Raw genomic sequence first — 16,942 nt, 5'->3', positions numbered from 1 at the left:
CGGCCGGGGGCCGAGGGTCCCGGCCGGTCGGGGCCGGTCGGACACCTGACGACCCGGCACGCCGTATCACGCACCGCTTCGGGCATTCGGCCGAGTTCGCGGGCGCTGTCGATGTCCCGGGGTGATGGTGGAGGTGTCGATGTCCGCTTCGTCCTGGCGCACGGGGGCACGGCGTCACACCGAGCCGTCCGTACCGCCGGAAAGGACCCGCATTCATGCGTCACGCAGTACTCGGCACCGGCGTCGTCGGCCGGACGATCGCCGGCAAACTGTCCTCACTCGGTCATGAGGTCGTCGTCGGCACCCGCGACCCGCAGGCGACCCTCGCCCGCACCCAGCCCGACGACTACGGCAATCCGCCGTACGCCCGGTGGCAGGCCGAGCATCCGCAGGTCCGACTGGCGGCCTTCGCCGACGCGGCCGCCCAGGGCGAGGTGGTGCTCAACGCCACCGAGGGCCTGAGCAGTCTGCGGGCCCTGGAGTCGGCCGGTGCCGCGAACCTGGTCGGCAAGATCGTCATCGACATCGCCAACCCCCTGGACTTCTCCCGGGGCATGCCGCCGTCGCTGGACCCGGTCGGCACCGACAGCCTCGGGGAGCAGATCCAGCGCGCCTTCACCGAAGCGAAGGTCGTCAAGACCCTCAACACGATGAACGCCCGGATCATGGTCGACCCGGCACGGGTGCCGGGTGCCCACACCGTGTTCGTCTCCGGTGACGACGCCGAGGCCAAAAGGGCTGTCACGGACCTGCTCAGGTCCTTCGGGTGGCCCGCCGACGACATCATCGACCTGGGCGACATCACCACCGCCCGTGGCGCCGAGATGCTGCTGCCCATCTGGCTGCGCCTGTACGGTGCGCTCGGCCACGCGGACTTCAACTTCCACATCCAGAAAGCCCACCGGAGCGCCTGATCGCAGGCCGAACAGGCCGAACAGGCCGGACGGGCCGGACGGGGCGGCTGGTGCGGGTGCTGGTCCGCTGTTCAGGCGGCTCGCCGCGAGCCCGGGGCCCACTGGGCCCGGCCGCCCGTCGCCCGGCCGCCCGTCGCCCGGCCGCCCGTCGCCCGGGTGGCCGCCGGCGCGGTGCGCCGCCGGTGGACCAGGTACGGGCGGACCAGAGTGCCGACCGGGGCGCTCCACGCGTGCACCAGCCGGGTGAACGGCCGGGCGGCGAACAGCAGGAACGCGGTCAGCGCGTGCAGCTGGAACAGCAGCGGCGCCCCGGCGATCGCCTCCGGCTCGGGCCGGAGCACGAACAGGCTGCGGAACCACACGGAGACGGTGGACCGGTAGTCGTAGCCGGCGCCGAAGACGTTGTGCGCGGCGGTCGCGGTGATCCCGAGCAGGACGGTGGCGGACAGCAAGGGGAAGAGGAGCCTGTCGCTGCGGTAGGTGCCGAGCCGGATCCGGCGTGACAGGAGCCGGCGGGCGCACAGCATGCCCAGCCCGGCGACCATGGCGACGCCCGCGACGGAACCCGCCCGGACGGCCGTGGTGTGGTAGGCGTGCTCGGAGATCCCGGCGGCCTCCGTCCAGGTGTCGGGCACGGCGAGCCCCACGACATGCCGGGCGATCACCATGAAGGCGCCCAGGCGGAACAGGGGGCTCCCCCACCGCAGCCACCGGTGTTCGAGGAGCTGGGAGGTGCGGGAGGTCCAGCCGAACCGGTCCGCCCCGCACACCGCCGGCGCCCCGCACACCGCCGGCGGCACGCCCACGGTGACCTGCCGTGGAACCCGAACGCGTGAACGGGTCGGGAGTGATCCGGCTGCCGAATGAGGCCGTACGGCCCACGGGCCGGGGCCGGCCAACCCTCCCCGGCCCGCGAGCCGCGGCGCAGGGTGGGAGAAGGGAGGACACCTCTGCGAAGGAGCCGCGATGCACACCCGCGAAGTCGACGCCACCGCCGTGCACACCCTGCTGGCCGCGGCGGTCGCGGCGCCGTCGATCCACAACACGCAGCCCTGGCGGTTCGGCCTCGTCCCCGAGAGCCGGTCGATCGAGGTCCGCGCCGACCGTCGGCGCGGTCTGCCGCTTGCCGACCCGGACCTGCGCGCCCAGCACCTGTCGGTGGGCGCCGCCGTCCTCAACCTGCGGGTGGCCGCCGCCCACCTGGGCTGGGAGCCCACCGTCCGGCTGCTCCCCGCGGCGGACGACCCGGACCTGCTGGCCGGGGTCCAGCTCGCCGAACCCGCCACGGACGGGCGGCTGCCCCTCGGTGAGCTGTACGAGGCGGTCGAGCGGCGGCACACGAGCCGGATGCCGTTCACCGGCCGCCCCGTCCCGGAGCGGATCGTGGCCGAGATGACCGGCTCGGCCCTCGCCGAGGGCGCCCACCTGCTCGTGCCCGACATCATCGGGACACGGAACCTGCTGCGCCTGACGCAGATCGCGGAGGCCCGCAACACCGCCCACCCGGCCCGCGCGGCCGAGGCGCGCACCTGGGTCACCGCTCCCGGTACGGCCGCCCCCTACGGCATTCCCCTGACGACGCTCGGCCCGCGGGACGCGTCCGGGCGCATCCCGGTACGGGACTTCACGGGCCGCACGCCCACTCCTCCGCGGCCCGCCCTGCGCTTCGAACGCCACGCCCAGGTGGCCCTGCTGTGGACGGCGCAGGACCGGCGGGAGGACTGGCTGCGGGCGGGGCAGGCGCTGCAGCGCGTCCTGCTCACGGCGACCCGGCACGGGGTGCGCACGTCGATGCTGCACCAGGCGATGGAGTGGCCGGACCTGCGGGCGGCCACGGCGGGATCGCGGCGGCGCTGCCACCCGCAGCTGCTGATCCGGTTCGGGTACGGCCCCGACGGCGGCCCCACGCCCCGCGCCTGTGCCGACCTCGGCCTCACCGCAGGGCGTGCGCTCCCGTGAGTTCGCGGCCGGTGACCATCTCCGCCGTGATCCGCACGAACACCGGGTCCCGCAGCGGCATCCAGGACGCGGGCCCGGCCTGCGACAGCCGCGCCTGATCGGCGGGATCGGTCACCGTGGTGGCCCGCCCGGTGACGACGACGCTCCAGCCGGACCGGGTCACGGCGTCGAACTCGTCGGCCTCGAAGGCGACCACCACCCCGTCGACCGCGCGGACGAGGTCGGAGCCCCGTGAGGTGCGCAGCAGAACGGAGCCGTCCGTGTCCAGGGCGAAGTTGACCGGGAGGACCGCGGGCAGTGCCTGCCGGGTGTAGACCACACGGCCGACCGGCACCCTGGCGAGCAGGCGCCGGCACTCCTCCCCGTCTAGCACGCGAAAGGCGTCGTTCTGGAACATCGGTTCATCGTGCACGCGGGCGCCTGCCGGGGGTAGGGCCGATCGGCCCTACCCCCGGCAGGCGCGCGAAGACCGCCTCCCCGGCATGGCGGACGGCTGGGCCGACCCGGGACCGTCCGGCCGGCGGCAGGGACCCATGGCCCGTGCCGCCGGCCGGACCCGGACCCGGACAGTGGCCACGGGTCGCCGTTCCGCGGACGAGGGGTCTGCGGCGCACGCGCGGTCCCCGGTGGCGCGCCACCACCAGGACGAAAGTTCACGCTCCCACTCGCGCCCGTCGGCACGTCGCCTTCCTGTCCATGGCGGCCGCGCTCGGCGCGGGCAGCAGGGCGACCTTCGCCCTGGTCGCCCTGATGACCCCGGCGGCCCGGGTCGGCCCGGTCACCGGCGTGGTCGGCGCGGCGGGCGGTCTGGGCGGCTTCCTCCCGCCGCTGGTCATGGGCTCCCCGTACGGCGCGTACGCGTCGTACGCCCTCGGCCTCGCCCTCGTCGCGGTCGTGGCCGCCGCCGCACTGGCCTACACCCTCACCGCCGTACGCGCCGCCGCCGAGGGCGACGAGCGCACCCCCCTGCACGGGCCGCCGGAGCGGGCACGGCACCACCGTCGACACGACCGCCTGACGGCACCCGCACCGACGCGGCGACGGCCCTCCCGTCCCCGGCACCCCCGCACCCCCGCGCGTCCGGTCCTCCGCCCGCCATGAGCGGGGGCACCGGGCGCCCTCATCTGCCGCGCAGCGCCTCGACGACCCGGGCGAACGCCTCCATGTTCGGCTCCAGGACCGTGAGATACGTGAAGCCGTACCGTTTCCGCTGCGCCAGCACCTGGTCGACGATCTCGTCCAGCGTGCCCACGAGGACCAGCGGCAGCCGCAGCACCTGTTCCTCGCTCAGATGCGGGACGTGCCCGAGCCACGGCTGTACGGCGGCGCCACGGTCCTCGGTGAACTCCACGATCTGGATCAGCAGGTTCAGCTCGGCCGGCTCCTCCCGGCCGGAGGCGAACTCGTGGTACCGGCCGACCCGTTCGTCCAGCTGCTCCGCCGTCAGCACCTCCAGCGTGCCGCCCGCCCCGGGCCGGGCGCCCGTGAACGCCGCGACGTCCGCGTGCTCGGCGGTGACCCGCAGCATCCGGTCGCCGTTGGCGCCGACGAGCAGCGGAACCGTCCGCTGCTCGGGGCGCGGTTGGTGCTCCTCCGAGGCGAGCAGCCGCCGTAACTCCGTGATCGTCCGCGTGAGACGGTCGACGCGCTCACCCGGCGACCCCCACGGCAGGCCCGCCCTCGCGTGCTCGGCCGGCACGTACCCGGTGCCGAGCCCCAGTTCCAGCCGTCCGCCGGTCAGCGCGTCCGTGGTGGCCACCTCGCGGGCCAGGAGCGCCGGGTTCCAGAAGCCGGCGTTGAGCACGAACGTGCCGACCCGGGGCCGTTCGGTGGCCGCCGCGGCGGCCACCAGCGCCGGGAACGGGGCCGGCATGCCCAGATGGTCGGGGACCAGGATCACGTCGTAGCCGAGCCGCTCGGCCCGGCGGCACTTCGCGCGCCACTCCTCGGCCGAGGTCGGATTGAGCAGACTGACTCCGAAACGGAACGGGCGCGGCATGAACTCTCCTCACCGGCAAGGGATGTGAGCCTGGTGTCCCGGCGAGTACACCACCCGGGCGCGCTCGCTGCCAGCACGCCCGGACCGCGACTCCGCCGCCGGTTCACTCGTGCGCGATCGCCGCCAGCACGTTCATCCGCGACGCCCGCAGCGCGGGCAGCAGAGCGGCCACCACACCGACCACCGCCGAGCCGATCACCACGGCGACGACCGTGCCCCACGGGATCGCGAGCGCCTTCATGCCCTGGAGCGCCAGCACCTGCTGCACGCACACGCCCCACACCAGACCCAGCGCCAGCCCGAGGACCGCGCCGAACACGGCGATCACCACCGACTCCAGGCGGATCATCCGCCGCAGCTGCCGCCGGCCGAGGCCGATCGCCCGCAGCAGCCCGATCTCCCGGGTGCGCTCGACCACCGACAGCGCGAGGGTGTTCACCACACCGAGCACGGCGATCACGATGGCGAGGCCGAGCAGCGCGTACACCAGGTACAGCAGCACGGCGATCTGGCCGCGGACCAGTTCCTTGTAGTCGGCCTGGTCCCGCACCTGCACCTGGGGGTACGCGTCCAGCGTCCTCTCCAGGTTCGCGCGCAGTGTGTCGGCGCCGACGCCGGGGGCGGCGTTCACGTACAGCGCCGAGTCCTGGCCGCCGGGCACGTACCGCTCGATGGTGCCCGTCCCGAAGAAGAAGCCGCCCTGCGTCCCGAAGCCGTCGGCGGTGTCCTGGTCGGTGAACGCGCCGACCTTCAACTCGGCGTCCTTCCCGCCCGGGAACCGCACCGGGATCTTGTCGCCGATCCTCACGCGGTGCTCGCGGGCGAAGCCCACGTCCATGCCGAGGGCGCCGTCGGCCAGCGCGGCGGCGCTGTCGCCCTGGGCGTAGGTGACGTTCGCGACCTCGTCGAGCCGGGAGTCGTAGGCGGAGGCGGTGGTCTCGACCCGCTTGCCGTCCGGCAGCCGCACGGCGACGGGCGCGAACCGCTGCCGTACGACGAGGCCGGCGCCCTCGGTGTTGCGGACCTTGTCCGTGACCTCCTGCGGGAACGGCTGGAAGTTCTGGTTCTGGACGACGAAGTCCGCGCCCAGCGTCTTGTCGATCTCGTTGTCGAACGACTTGGTCATCGACGCGCTCGCCACGGACATCCCGGCGACCAGCGCGAGCCCCACCATCAGCGCGGCGGCCGTCGCCCCCGTACGGCGCGGGTTGCGCAGGGCGTTGCGCTGGCTCATCCGGCCGATGGAGCCGAACAGCGCCGGGAACGCGCCGCCGAGGACCCGGATCACCGGCCGCACCAGGAGCGGGCCCGCGATGACGGTCGCGATCAGGGTGAGGACGACGCCGAGGCCGAGGAGCGAGGCCGCCGAGCCGGTGTCCGACGACACCGCGCACCCCACGAGCGCGGCGGCGCCTGCCGCGCCGACGACCGCGCCGACCACCGCCCGCGTCCGCAGCGGCCGGCCCGCCCCGGCGATCTCCGCGTCCGACAGCGCCGCCATCGGCGACACGGTCGCCGCGCGCCGCGCCGGCAGGTACGCCGCCACGAAGGTCACCCCGAGCCCGACGACGTACGCCGCGATCGGCGTCCCCACGCCGACCACCATCTCGGTGGACTTGAGGTTCATCCCGAACGCGCCCATGAGTTCGATCAGCCCGAAGGCCAGCCCGATGCCCGCGGCGAGTCCGAGCGTCGACCCGACGAGGCCGAGGAGCGCCGCCTCGGTGAGCACGGACCGGCGCACCTGCCGCCGGTCGGCGCCCAGGGCGCGCAGCAGGCCCAGCTCACGGGTGCGCTGGGCGATGAGCATCGAGAAGGTGTTGACGATGAGGAAGACCCCGACGAGCGTCGCGATGCCCGCGAAGCCCAGCATCACGTACTTGATGACGTCGAGGAACCCGCCCAGCGAGGCGGCCGCCGAATCGGCCTGCTCGTCGGCGGTCTGGTACGTGTACCTGTCCGGCCCGAGGGCGGCGGCGATCCGTTCCTTCAGCTCGTCGTCGCCGACGCCGGGGGCGGCGGTCACCGAGATGCCGGTGGCGGCGTCCGGGTTGCCCAGCAGCCGGGACTGCGCGGTCGGTGTGTCGAGGAAGACCAGCGCGGCGCCGGGGTTGGTGGTGGTGAAGGTGGCGATGCCGACGATCTCCACCTTGAAGGAGCCGGGTGCGGCGAGCACGGTGAGCGTGTCACCGATCTCGACGTCCTTCTTCTTCGCGGTGTCGGCGTCCAGCAGTGCCTGACCGGGGCCCTCGGGCGCGTGACCGCTGGTCAGCTCCACGGGACTGCGGTCGGTGGGGTACCAGTTGGTTGCGATGGTGGGGGCGCCGGTCGTCGGGCCCACCGACTCGTTGTCCTGGTCGACGACGGTGATGTTCTCCACGGCGGCGTCCACATGGGTGTCCGCGACGCCGTCGACCTTCGCGACCCGCTGGGCGAGGGAGGCGGGCACGGTGTCCACGGCCCCGGACGGCAGCTGCCCCTCCAGGTCGTCGTCCTTCGGGCCGACGGTGACGTCGGCCGCGGTGGAGGCGAAGAGACGGTCGAAGGTGCGGGTGACCGTGTCCGAGAAGATCAGGCTGCCCGAGACGAACGCCACGGACAGGACGATGGCCAGCGCGGAGAGCAGCAGCCGCCCCTTGTGCGCGAGAAAACTCCGCAGGGTCGCCTTCAGCACGGTCTCAGTCCTTGTCGAGGTCGGTGGTCCCGGTGGTGCGCGCGTCGGAGGGCGCGTCCTGCCCGTCGGCCGGGGCGCGCGGATCGAGTGCGGAGGGCTGGGCGGCGCTGCCGCTGAACAGGCGCATGCGTTCGAGGACCGCCTCGGCCGTGGGGTGCTCCATCCGGTCCACGATCCGACCGTCGGCGAGGTACAGCACCAGGTCGGAGTGGGCGGCGGCGCCGGGGTCGTGGGTGACCATGACGACGGTCTGGCCCAGCTGGTCGACGGCCCCGCGCAGGAAGCCCAGCACCTCCAGTCCGGCCCGCGAGTCGAGGTTGCCGGTCGGCTCGTCCGCGAAGATCAGCTCGGGCCGGGAGGCGAGGGCGCGGGCGCAGGCGACCCGCTGCTGCTGGCCGCCGGAGAGCTGGGCCGGCCGGTGCCCCAGCCGGTTCCGCAGCCCGAGCGTGTCGATGACCTGGTCCAGCCACTTCTCGTCGGGTTTGCGGCCCGCGATGTCCATGGGCAGCGTGATGTTCTCGGCCGCGTTCAGCGTCGGGATCAGGTTGAACGACTGGAACATGAAGCCGATGCGGTCCCGGCGCAGCCGGGTCAGCTCCCGGTCCTTCAGCCCGGTGATCTCGGTGTCCCCGAGCCACACCTGCCCGGCCGACACGGTGTCGAGCCCGGCCAGGCAGTGCATCAGCGTGGACTTCCCCGAGCCCGAGGGGCCCATCACCGCGGTGAAGCGGCCGCGCGCGATGTCCACGTCGACCGAGTCGAGGGCGAGCACCGCCGTCTCGCCCGAGCCGTACGCCTTCGTCAGGCCCCGGGCGCGGGCGGCGACACCATCGGCTTCCGCGCGGCCGAGAGAGTGCTCAGCGGCAGCAGTGGACAAAACGGCCTCCCTGCTCGAAAGGGTTCGCATTCCGGGCGTTCCCGGACGAGCCTAATGTGATCCAGTCCACACCGGGTATCCCCCCGAAGTCCGAGTCGCTCTCCGTCGCAGGTCGGGCGTCGTAGGTGGATGTAAGGGGCATGGGTGTAGTCCCCCTGCGGGTGTGAGGTCCCTGCGGGTGCCGGGTGCCGGGTGCCGGGTGCCGGGTGCCGGGTGCCGTGCCGTGCTCCTGTGCGCCCTTGCTGCGCTAGCACTCCGGCGCTAGCGTCGAGGCATGGCCAAGACCCAGCTGAACGTACGGGTGGACGAGGACACGGCGCGCGCCGCCCGGGAGCGAGCCCTGGAGCGTGGGATGAGTGTCAACCGGTACATCGAGGAGCTGGTCAGACAGGACACCGGAGAGGTGGGCCACACCTTCGTGGAGTCCGCGGCCGATTTCATGAAGCAGTACGCGGCGGTCTTCGCCGAGGAGTTCGACGGCGCCGCCCCCGCCCGGACGACGTCGAGAGCGGCGGGGGAGCCCGGGGGCGGACACGAGGGACGTCACTGATCCCTTGAGCCGGCTCCGCATCGACCTCGCCTGGCTGCTGATGGTCGCCGAACAGAAGACGCCCGGAGATCCCCAGGTCAGCGACTGGGGCGCCCTCGTCGCCGCCGTCGCCCGGCACGACGCGCAGATCTTCGACGTCCCCGTCTACGACACCCCGCACGCCCGCGCGGCCTCACTCCTGCAACTCCTGATGCACGTCCCGGCCCTGGAGCGCTCCAACGCGCTGTTCGCCTCCGCCGTCGCCTATGGCTACCTCGTCGCCAGCGGCGTCAAGGTCGTCACCTCCGCCGAGCGGGTGCGCGAACTGGCCCGACTCGTGAAGACCGGCGAGGCGACGGTGCACGACATCGCACAGGAACTGCGCCGATGGAGCCGGTGAACGACCGCGCCGACAGGCCCTCTATGCCTCCACGTCGCCGGCCGGGCCGGAGCGCCGGGCCCGGCCCAGTACGTGGTACGAACTGGGCAGGCGCGGGCCCCGCGGCGGTACGCACAGCTCCTTGACCGACTCGATCTCGAACGCCGCGGCCCCGATCGCGCCCAGCGGGTCGCGGGACACATGGCAGCCGCCGAACAACAGGGGCCACACCGTGCGGTCCAGCGCCCGCTGCGTCGTGCGCATCACCCGGCCGCCGCCCCCGCCGTGCTCGAGGAACCTCAGCTCACCGCCGGGACGCAGCACCCGCCGGACCTCCCCCAGCGCACGCCGCACATCCCGCACACTGCACAGCACCAGCGACACCACGGCCGCGTCGAACGCCTCGCTCTTGACCGGCAGGGCCTCCGCCACGCCCGGCACGACATCCACCGGCACGTCGGCGCGCAGGGCCGCCTCCAGCGCCAACTGCCGCAGGGAGTACTCCGGTTCGATCGCCACGACCTCCGCGACCGTACGCGGGTAGTGCGCGAGGTTCAGACCGTTGCCGGCGCCGATCTCGATGACCCGCCCCGACAGCCCGTCGAGCAGTTCATCGCGCAACGGGCCGATCACCGGCTCCGCCGACACGCTCAACCGGGCGTAGAACCGGGCGAACAGGGGGTGGCGCACGGCGTCCTTGCCGGCACGGACCATGACGGACCTCCCGAGGAGGACGACAGATACCGCGATTGTCCCCCCTCGGGGACCGGCTCACCCGTCCCGTACCGGGAGACGGGCGCGGCGGCGCCCGCCGCGCGGCCCTGGGGAGGAGACCGCGCGACGGGCGCGGGGCGTACGACGGGCGGTGTTCCCGGCGTGCCGGGAGGTCAGGCGATGAAGTTCCGCACCTGCTCGTAGACGCCGTGGTCGTTGTTCATCTCGTTGTGCGAGACACAGCCGACCTCGACGTTCGTGGCCCCGTTCAGGATCGCGGTGGTGTCCGGGGTGAGCGCCTCGTCGCAGTTCGACCAGTAGCTGGCGTACGACACGCTGCCCGGCGTCTCGTCACCGGAGTTGAGCGAGGTCAGGAACGAGCTGCCGGTGTACATCTCGCCGCACGAGGTGTAGAGCCAGCGGCACCAACCCGCCACGGTCGTGCCGTGGTTGACGCCGGCGGTGGAGACGAAGTCGTCCACGTACGCCGTCCCGCCGAGGTTCTTGAGGTAGTAGCGCGAGCTGAGCGCGCCCATCGAGTGGACGACCACGTCGACCTTGGAGGCGCCCGTCGAGGCGAGCACGCTCTGGATCTTCGTCTTCAGCTGCGCCGCCGTCGTGACGTTCGACTGGCCCCAGTCGTACGACCAGGAGTGCAGTTCCGAGGCGGCGTAACCGTCCGCCTTGAAGTAGGCGATCCAGTCGTCCCAGCTGCTGGACGAGCTGCTCAGACCGTGCACGAAGACGACCGGGTCGTGGGTCGCGGCCCGGGCGGGGGCCGCGGAGAAGGTCAGGGACAGCAGGAGCGTGCTGGTCACGGTCCCGAGGGCCGTGGCGATACGGCGCATGCGGCGATGCATGGAGCCTCCTGAGGCGGGTGGGGTTCGTCAGGAGTGTCAGCGGGGTCTACGCGCGCCGCATCGGTGAAATCGCCGGTGTTTACTGGTCGGTTAACCCGCAAGTAACGTGATGAGTGTGGTGACTCCGGTGAACCCCCCACGACTTCCGCATCGCTCGCCACCGCCCCCCAGTACCGCGCGGCCGAGCCCGCACACGGCATCGGCCGCCGCGCCGACACCGCCCGGCGGCGTGCCCGCGCCGCCCCGACGCGGCCCGACCACGCCCGTCCCGACCACGCCCGGCCAGGGCACCGCCGTCCCGCCCGCGTCCGGCTCGCCCGCGTCCGTCCCGCCCGCGTCCGGCTCGCCCGCGTCCGTCCCGCCCGCGTCCGGCTCGCCCGCGTCCGTCCCGCCCAAGCGGCCCTCGCCCGCCCCGTGCGCATCGGGCGAGGGCGCACCCGGCCCGTCCGTCACCGGCCCCTCCGCGCCCCACCCGCGTGCCTCCCGCCCCTCCGCGTCCCGCCAGGCCGCCTTCGGCCCGGCCGAGCGTGCCGGGACCGGGCCCGCGCTGTCCGAGGGCGTGCGCGTACGTCTGCTGCACGCCGCCCACGGCGATCCGCGGGCCGCCGCCGAACTCGCCGCCGCGCTCACCCCGCGCCAGGCCACCGGGCTCGATCCGCTGCCCGCCGAGCCGTTCGCGCTCGCCCCCGCGCTGCTGCGCGCCCACCGGCGCGACCTGCGGGCCCTGCCCGACGACACCCGCTTCCTGCTGCTCCTCGCCGCAGCCGACCAGTACCCGGTCCCGACACACGCCTACGAGCGGGCCGTCGCGGCCGCCGGACTCGACACCCGGCCCCTCGACGAGGCCGAGGCGGCGGGCCTCGCGGACGCCACCGCCCAGGGTGTCGTCTTCCGGGACGCCTGGACCCGTATCGCCGTCTACGAGTCCGCCTCCACGGCCGACCGCCGCGCGGTCCACCGCCTGCTCGCCGGAGTCCTCAGCGGCGAGGGCGAGAGACCGGCACGCTCCTGGCACCGGGCCGCCGCCGCCCTCGGTCCCAGTCGCCGGCTCGCCGCCGAACTCCGCCTCGCGGCGAAGGTGGCACGTGCCATCGGCGATCCCGTGCTGGCCTCCGCCCTCGCCGAACGCGCCGCCGCCCTCACCCCCGACCCCGCCGAACGCGTGCCCCTGCTCGCGCGGGCGGCGGCGGATGCCTGGCAGTCGGGCGACGGCGACCGGGCCCGCCGGCTCGTCGCCGCCACCGACGACGACACCCTCGCCGGGCTCCTCGCCCTCCGCTCGGGCAACGCCTCCGAGGCCTTCGACGCCCTGCTCACCGCCGCCGTCCGGCACGGCGCCGATCACGACCCGGACACGGCCGCCCATCTGCTGGCACGAGCCACCGAGGCCGCCGTCTACACCGGGGACCTGCGCCGCTGCCGGGAGGCCGCCGCCGTCGCCGACCGGCTCGGCATCCTGCCGCCGAGCACCCTCGGCGCACTGGCCGCCGCGTTCGAGGGACGCTACGACGACGCCCGCGACGTCCTCGAAGCCGCCGCCGGACGCAGCGGCCCCGGCGGCGACCCCACCGGGCTGATCCACGCCGGGATCGCCGCCCTCCTCCTCGGCGACCACACCCGCGCGTTCACCGCCACCGCTCGCGCCGCCGCCTCCGCCCGCGCCAGGGGCGAGACGGCCACGGTGCCGCAGGCCATGGAGTTCCGGGCGTACACCGAGTTCTGGACCGGGCGCCCCAGGGCCGCCGAGGCCGCCGCCGTGGACGCCCTGCGGCAGGCGTACGCCACCGGGCAGGACAACGGGGCCTGCCATCTCCAGGCCGCCCTCGCGATGTTCGCGGCCGTCACCGGGGACGAGCGGGTGTGCCGGGAACGCGCCGAGTCCGCCCGCGCCCACGCGCTGGAACGGGGCCTCGGGCTCCCGGCGGCGCTCGCCATGTCCGCCCTCGCCTTCCTGGACCTCGCCGCCGGCCGCTACGCCGCCTCGGCTGCCCGCCTCCGCGCGCTCGCCGGGTTCGGCCCCGGGCACGGGCACCGGGCCATCCGCCACCTCGCCACCCCGCACTACGTCGAGGCCGCCGTCCGCACCGGCGACACCCGCGTCGCCCGCGCCGCGCACGCCGACTACGACCGCTGGGCCCGCACCGTCCGCAGCGCCGACGACCTCGCCCTCAGCGCCCGCTGCCGGGCGCTGCTCGCGACGGGGGAGGAGGCCGTCGAGCACTACCGCGCCGCGCTCGACCTGCACGCCTCCGGCACCCGTGACTTCGAACGGGCCCGCACGGAACTGCTGTTCGGCAGCGCGCTGCGGCGGCTCCGCAACCGCACCGAGGCCCGCGACCGGCTGCACAGCGCGCGGGAGGCGTTCGACCACTTCGGCTCGCCCCACTGCGCCGAGCAGGCCCGCGCCGAACTCCGCGCCCTCGGCGAACGGGCCCCCGCCGCCCGGGGCACCGACGATCTCACCGGCCGGCTCACCGCCCAGCAACTGGCCATCGCCCGGATGGCCGCGGACGGCGCCACGAACCGCGAGATCGCCGCCCGCCTCCTCCTGAGCCCCCGCACGATCGACCACCACCTCCGCGGCGTCTTCGCCCGCCTGGGCATCAGATCCCGCATCGAACTGGTCCGCCTGCTGGGAGAGACGACGAGCTGACCCCCGCCCCGTGCCGGGCACCGGCCGCCGCACGGCCTCCCGCGACGCGCCCTGCCTTACACGCCCACCCGCGTCGCGAAGCCCGTCGCGTCCCAGGCGCCGCCCAGCGCCGGTGCCAGCCAACCGCCCGCCCGCGCCCGGAACTCCGCCGGGTCCAGCGCGCCCGCGCCCTCCGGCACCGCCCCCAGCAGCGGCGCTCCCGCCACCACCGGCAGGTCCGCCACATTGCAGCGGGACGCCAGATCCGGGGCTTCTGGCCAGCTGCCGATCACGACACCCGTCAGCCGGACCTCCCGCACGGCGAGTTCCCGCGCCGTCAGCTCGGTCGTGTTGAGGGTGCCCAGCCCGGCCGAGGCGACCAGCAGCACCGGCGCGCCCAGCAGCCGGGCCGTGTCCGCCAGCGTGCCGCCCGCCTCGTCGAAGCGGACGAGGAGACCGCCCGCGCCCTCGACCAGGACCAGGTCGTGGCTGGTCTCCAGCTTCGCCGCCGCCTCCGCGACCTCCTCGGGGTGAACCGGGGCCAGCCCGGACCGCCGGGCGGCCGTCGCCGGAGCCAGCGGCTCCGGGTAGCGGGCGAGTTCGTGAGCGGCGACGGCGTCCCCGGCGAGCCGCACCACCTCGTCCGCGTCGCCGCGCTCGTCCGGCCGCACCCCGGTCTGCGCCGGCTTGAGCACCGCCACGGACCGCCCGGCGGTCGCCGCCACCGCGGCGACGGCCGCCGTGGCGACCGTCTTGCCGACCTCCGTGCCCGTCCCCGTCACCACCAGGATCGCCATGTCATCCCTCCCGCGCCGCCGCGCACACCGCGCGCGCGATCCGTGCCACGTCCTCGTCACCGGTGACGTACGGCGGCATCGTGTAGACGAGGTCGCGGAACGGCCGCAGCCACACGCCCTCCCGCACCGCCGCCTGCGTAGCCGCCCTCATGTCCACCTCGTGGTCGAGCTGGACCACACCGATCGCGCCGAGGACCCGGACGTCCTTCACCCCCGGCACGTCGAGCGCCGGCGCCAGCCCTTCCCGCAGCCCCGCCTCGATCCGCCGGACCGCCGCGAGCCAGTCCTGCCCCAGCAGCAGCTCGATCGAGGCGAGCGCCACGGACGAGGCCAGCGGGTTGCCCATGAACGTCGGCCCGTGGGCGAGGACCGGTACCTCGCCCCGCGAGATCCCGTCGGCCACCCGCGCCGTGCACAACGTCGCGGCCATCGTCAGGTAACCGCCGGTCAGCGCCTTGCCCACGCACATCACGTCCGGCGTCACCGCCGCGTGCTCCGCCGCGAACAGAGCACCCGTCCGGCCGAACCCGGTCGCGATCTCGTCGAACACCAGCAGCACGTCGTGCGCGTCGCACGCCTCGCGCAGCACCCGCAGATACGCGGGGGAGTGGAACCGCATCCCGCCCGCGCCCTGTACCACCGGCTCGACGATCACGGCGGCCAGCTCCTCGGCGTGCCGCTCGACCGCCGAGCGCAACCGCTCCGCGTACGCCTCGTCGTACTCGGCGGGCGGCGCCTCCACGAACACCTGCCGCGGCAGCACCCCCTGCCACAGCTCGTGCATCCCGCCCTCGGGGTCGCACACCGACATGGGCTGCCAGGTGTCGCCGTGGTAGCCGCCGCGCCAGGTGAGCAGGCGCCGCTTGCCGGGGCGGCCGAGCGAGCGCCAGTACTGCAGGCACATCTTGACGGCGACCTCGACCGAGACCGACCCCGAGTCGGCGAGGAACACATGCTCCAGACCGTCGGGAGACAGGTCGACAAGTCGCTTCGCCAGCCGTACGGCGGGCTCGTGGGTGAGCCCGCCGAACATCACATGGCTCATCCGGTCGAGCTGCTCGCGCGCGGCCCGGTTGAGCACCGGGTGGTTGTAGCCGTGGATGGCCGACCACCAGGACGACATGCCGTCGACCAGTTCGCCCGAGCCGTCGGCGAGCCGCAGCCGGACGCCGCTCGCCGACTCCACGACGAGCGGCTCGACCCGGCCCGGCATCGGACCGTACGGATGCCACACATGCCGCCGGTCGAGGTCCAGCAGCTCGGCCGTGCTCGGGCCGGGCACCTCAGGCATTGGGCGCGAGGTCCGTTCCGGCACCACGACGCCGCACGGCGACGAGGTCCGTCCGGGCCTCGCCCGCCTGCGGGGCCGCCGTGGGGGCGGCGGTGGCCGTGGCGTCCGCGGAACCGCAGACGCCACCCCCCTCGTGCGCCCCGCACCCGCCGCCTTCGTGGGACCCGCAGCCGCCGTCCTCGTGGGCCCCGCACCCGCCACGGCTCTCGTGGGACCCGCAGCCCCCTCCGGCCGCCCGGTGCTCCGGCAGGGTGACCTGGTCGGCGCCCTCGACCTCGAACCCGGCGTCCGCGATCATCTCCAGGTCGGCCTTGCCGGCCTGGCCCTCGCTGGTGAGGTAGTCGCCGAGGAAGATCGAGTTGGCCAGGTGCAGCGCGAGCGGCTGCATCGTCCGCAGATGGACCTCGCGGCCGCCCGCGATGCGCACCTCGACGTCCGGGCAGACGAACCGCACCATGGCGAGGATCCGCAGGCACCGCTGGGGCGTGAGGTTCCACTCCTTGGCCAGCGGGGTGCCCTCGAACGGGATCAGGAAGTTGACCGGCACCGAGTCCGGGTCCAGTTCACGCAGCGAGAAGACGACGTCGACCAGGTCCTCGTCCGTCTCGCCCATGCCCGCGATCAGACCCGAGCACGCCGACAGCCCCGCCGCGTGCGCCTTCTGCACGGTGTCCACCCGGTCGGCGTACGTGTGGGTGGTCGTGATCTCCCCGTACGTCGACTCCGACGTGTTGAGGTTGTGGTTGTAGGCGTCCGCGCCCGCCTCGCGCAGCCGTTCGGCCTGGCCGTCGGAGAGCAGCCCCAGACAGGCGCACACCTCGACGCCCTCGTTCTCCTCCTTGATGGCCTTGATGGTGCCCGCGACCCGGTCGACGTCGCGGTCCGTCGGGCCGCGCCCGGACGCCACCAGGCACACCCGCTTGGCACCGCCGGCGAGACCGGCCGCGGCGGCCCTGGACGCCTCGTCGGGCTTCAGCCAGGTGTACTTGAGGATCCCGGCCGTCGATCCGAGCCGCTGGGAGCAGTAGGAGCAGTCCTCGGGACACAGCCCGGACTTGAGGTTGACGAGATAGTTCAGTTTCACCCGTCGCCCGAACCAGTGCCTGCGCACCTTACCGGCCGCGGCCACCACGTCGAGCAGGTCGTCGTCGGAGGTGCCGAGGACGGCGAGCGCCTCGGCACGGCTCAGCGGCTCGCGCCGGAGCCCTTTGTCCACCAGCGTGTTCAGCAGGTCCATGAGAGCCGATCCTGTCCTACGGGACCGCTCCCGGCCAAGGAGACTTCGGACAACGCGGAAGGATCGATGTGTGGGTATCG

The 16,942-nt window shown here is 74.1% G+C and carries 16 protein-coding genes; 6 read left to right on the top strand and 10 right to left on the bottom strand.

The genetic code is table 11. The features are described 5' to 3' along the window. Positions 1 to 215 precede the first annotated feature (215 nt). A complete protein-coding gene (locus GSY65_RS04370; protein ID WP_159766043.1) occupies positions 216 to 914 on the top strand; it encodes an NADPH-dependent F420 reductase in 699 nt (232 codons plus the stop codon). A gap of 71 nt (positions 915 to 985) precedes the next feature. Here the strand turns inward: GSY65_RS04370 and narI are convergent, their stop codons facing one another. Then, positions 986 to 1,720, bottom strand: a complete 735-nt coding sequence (gene narI, locus GSY65_RS04365; RefSeq protein ID WP_159766042.1) for a respiratory nitrate reductase subunit gamma — start codon at positions 1,718 to 1,720, stop codon at positions 986 to 988. A 160-nt stretch (positions 1,721 to 1,880) separates the two neighbouring features. On the opposite strand from narI, the gene GSY65_RS04360 reads away from it, so the two are divergent. Further along, positions 1,881 to 2,873: an Acg family FMN-binding oxidoreductase gene (locus GSY65_RS04360; RefSeq protein ID WP_159766041.1), complete on the top strand. Its 993-nt coding sequence runs from the start codon at positions 1,881 to 1,883 to the stop codon at positions 2,871 to 2,873. On the opposite strand, the gene GSY65_RS04355 is transcribed toward GSY65_RS04360, so the two are convergent. After that, complete coding sequence (locus GSY65_RS04355) at positions 2,848 to 3,270, bottom strand: pyridoxamine 5'-phosphate oxidase family protein (RefSeq protein ID WP_159766040.1); 423 nt, start codon at positions 3,268 to 3,270, stop codon at positions 2,848 to 2,850. The genes GSY65_RS04360 and GSY65_RS04355 overlap by 26 nt on opposite strands. Positions 3,271 to 3,569: 299 nt before the next feature. Here GSY65_RS04355 and GSY65_RS34455 point away from each other — a divergent pair, with 299 nt between their 5' ends. Continuing rightward, on the top strand, positions 3,570 to 3,974 hold the full coding sequence (locus GSY65_RS34455; RefSeq protein ID WP_328707482.1) for a hypothetical protein: 405 nt from the start codon (positions 3,570 to 3,572) through the stop codon (positions 3,972 to 3,974). A 19-nt stretch (positions 3,975 to 3,993) separates the two neighbouring features. Here GSY65_RS34455 and GSY65_RS04345 read toward each other — a convergent pair whose 3' ends face one another. The 3 genes from GSY65_RS04345 to GSY65_RS04335 form a co-directional block, all read right to left on the bottom strand. After that, the gene (locus tag GSY65_RS04345) at positions 3,994 to 4,872 is read right to left on the bottom strand and encodes a TIGR03621 family F420-dependent LLM class oxidoreductase (protein WP_159766039.1); all 879 of its coding nucleotides are present in this window, start codon (positions 4,870 to 4,872) and stop codon (positions 3,994 to 3,996) included. A 103-nt stretch (positions 4,873 to 4,975) separates the two neighbouring features. After that, complete coding sequence (locus tag GSY65_RS04340) at positions 4,976 to 7,546, bottom strand: ABC transporter permease (RefSeq protein WP_159766038.1); 2,571 nt, start codon at positions 7,544 to 7,546, stop codon at positions 4,976 to 4,978. A 4-nt stretch (positions 7,547 to 7,550) separates the two neighbouring features. Further along, positions 7,551 to 8,423 (bottom strand): ABC transporter ATP-binding protein, encoded by an 873-nt coding sequence (locus tag GSY65_RS04335; RefSeq protein WP_159766037.1) that lies wholly within the window; start codon positions 8,421 to 8,423, stop codon positions 7,551 to 7,553. A 274-nt stretch (positions 8,424 to 8,697) separates the two neighbouring features. On the opposite strand from GSY65_RS04335, the gene GSY65_RS04330 reads away from it, so the two are divergent. Both GSY65_RS04330 and GSY65_RS04325 read left to right on the top strand, forming a co-directional pair. Next, complete coding sequence (locus tag GSY65_RS04330; RefSeq protein ID WP_159766036.1) at positions 8,698 to 8,973, top strand: toxin-antitoxin system HicB family antitoxin; 276 nt, start codon at positions 8,698 to 8,700, stop codon at positions 8,971 to 8,973. A gap of 4 nt (positions 8,974 to 8,977) precedes the next feature. Further along, positions 8,978 to 9,352 (top strand): fic family toxin-antitoxin system, toxin component, encoded by a 375-nt coding sequence (locus GSY65_RS04325; protein WP_159766035.1) that lies wholly within the window; start codon positions 8,978 to 8,980, stop codon positions 9,350 to 9,352. A 21-nt stretch (positions 9,353 to 9,373) separates the two neighbouring features. Here GSY65_RS04325 and GSY65_RS04320 read toward each other — a convergent pair whose 3' ends face one another. Beyond that, a complete protein-coding gene (locus tag GSY65_RS04320; protein ID WP_159766034.1) occupies positions 9,374 to 10,045 on the bottom strand; it encodes a class I SAM-dependent methyltransferase in 672 nt (223 codons plus the stop codon). Positions 10,046 to 10,218: 173 nt separating this feature from the next. Next, on the bottom strand, positions 10,219 to 10,905 hold the full coding sequence (locus GSY65_RS04315) for an esterase/lipase family protein (protein WP_159766033.1): 687 nt from the start codon (positions 10,903 to 10,905) through the stop codon (positions 10,219 to 10,221). Between the two features lie 559 nt (positions 10,906 to 11,464). Between GSY65_RS04315 and GSY65_RS04310 the strand changes: the two genes are divergently transcribed. Further along, on the top strand, positions 11,465 to 13,558 hold the full coding sequence (locus GSY65_RS04310) for a helix-turn-helix transcriptional regulator (RefSeq protein ID WP_159775611.1): 2,094 nt from the start codon (positions 11,465 to 11,467) through the stop codon (positions 13,556 to 13,558). Between the two features lie 56 nt (positions 13,559 to 13,614). On the opposite strand, the gene bioD is transcribed toward GSY65_RS04310, so the two are convergent. From bioD to bioB, 3 genes are read right to left on the bottom strand one after another with little or no spacing between them, the layout of a single operon-like run. Next, entirely contained in the window at positions 13,615 to 14,334 is a 720-nt protein-coding gene (bioD, locus tag GSY65_RS04305; RefSeq protein WP_159766032.1) for a dethiobiotin synthase, read from the bottom strand. 1 nt (position 14,335) lies between these two features. Continuing rightward, positions 14,336 to 15,625 (bottom strand): adenosylmethionine--8-amino-7-oxononanoate transaminase, encoded by a 1,290-nt coding sequence (locus GSY65_RS04300; RefSeq protein ID WP_159766031.1) that lies wholly within the window; start codon positions 15,623 to 15,625, stop codon positions 14,336 to 14,338. Next, positions 15,618 to 16,862, bottom strand: coding sequence for a biotin synthase BioB (gene bioB / locus GSY65_RS04295; RefSeq protein WP_159766030.1), 1,245 nt, complete (start codon positions 16,860 to 16,862; stop codon positions 15,618 to 15,620). The genes GSY65_RS04300 and bioB overlap by 8 nt, the downstream gene beginning before the upstream one ends. Positions 16,863 to 16,942: the final 80 nt, after the last annotated feature.

Source organism: Streptomyces sp. HM190 (assembly GCF_009857135.1).
Classification (GTDB): Bacteria; Actinomycetota; Actinomycetes; order Streptomycetales; family Streptomycetaceae; genus Streptomyces; species Streptomyces heilongjiangensis.
Note: the sequence above shows the minus strand (reverse complement) of the source record. Positions and strands in the feature narration are given on the sequence as shown.

Excerpts from the sequence above, each read along its gene's own strand:
- GSY65_RS04355 (WP_159766040.1), bottom strand. The coding sequence starts at position 3,270 with ATGTTCCAGAACGACGCCTTTCGCGTGCTAGACGGGGAGGAGTGCCGG.
- GSY65_RS04360 (WP_159766041.1), top strand. The coding sequence starts at position 1,881 with ATGCACACCCGCGAAGTCGACGCCACCGCCGTGCACACCCTGCTGGCC.
- GSY65_RS04315 (WP_159766033.1), bottom strand. The coding sequence starts at position 10,905 with ATGCATCGCCGCATGCGCCGTATCGCCACGGCCCTCGGGACCGTGACC.
- bioB (WP_159766030.1), bottom strand. The coding sequence starts at position 16,862 with ATGGACCTGCTGAACACGCTGGTGGACAAAGGGCTCCGGCGCGAGCCG.
- GSY65_RS04300 (WP_159766031.1), bottom strand. The coding sequence starts at position 15,625 with ATGCCTGAGGTGCCCGGCCCGAGCACGGCCGAGCTGCTGGACCTCGAC.
- GSY65_RS34455 (WP_328707482.1), top strand. The coding sequence starts at position 3,570 with ATGGCGGCCGCGCTCGGCGCGGGCAGCAGGGCGACCTTCGCCCTGGTC.
- bioD (WP_159766032.1), bottom strand. The coding sequence starts at position 14,334 with ATGGCGATCCTGGTGGTGACGGGGACGGGCACGGAGGTCGGCAAGACG.
- GSY65_RS04320 (WP_159766034.1), bottom strand. The coding sequence starts at position 10,045 with ATGGTCCGTGCCGGCAAGGACGCCGTGCGCCACCCCCTGTTCGCCCGG.
- GSY65_RS04345 (WP_159766039.1), bottom strand. The coding sequence starts at position 4,872 with ATGCCGCGCCCGTTCCGTTTCGGAGTCAGTCTGCTCAATCCGACCTCG.
- GSY65_RS04330 (WP_159766036.1), top strand. The coding sequence starts at position 8,698 with ATGGCCAAGACCCAGCTGAACGTACGGGTGGACGAGGACACGGCGCGC.
- GSY65_RS04370 (WP_159766043.1), top strand. The coding sequence starts at position 216 with ATGCGTCACGCAGTACTCGGCACCGGCGTCGTCGGCCGGACGATCGCC.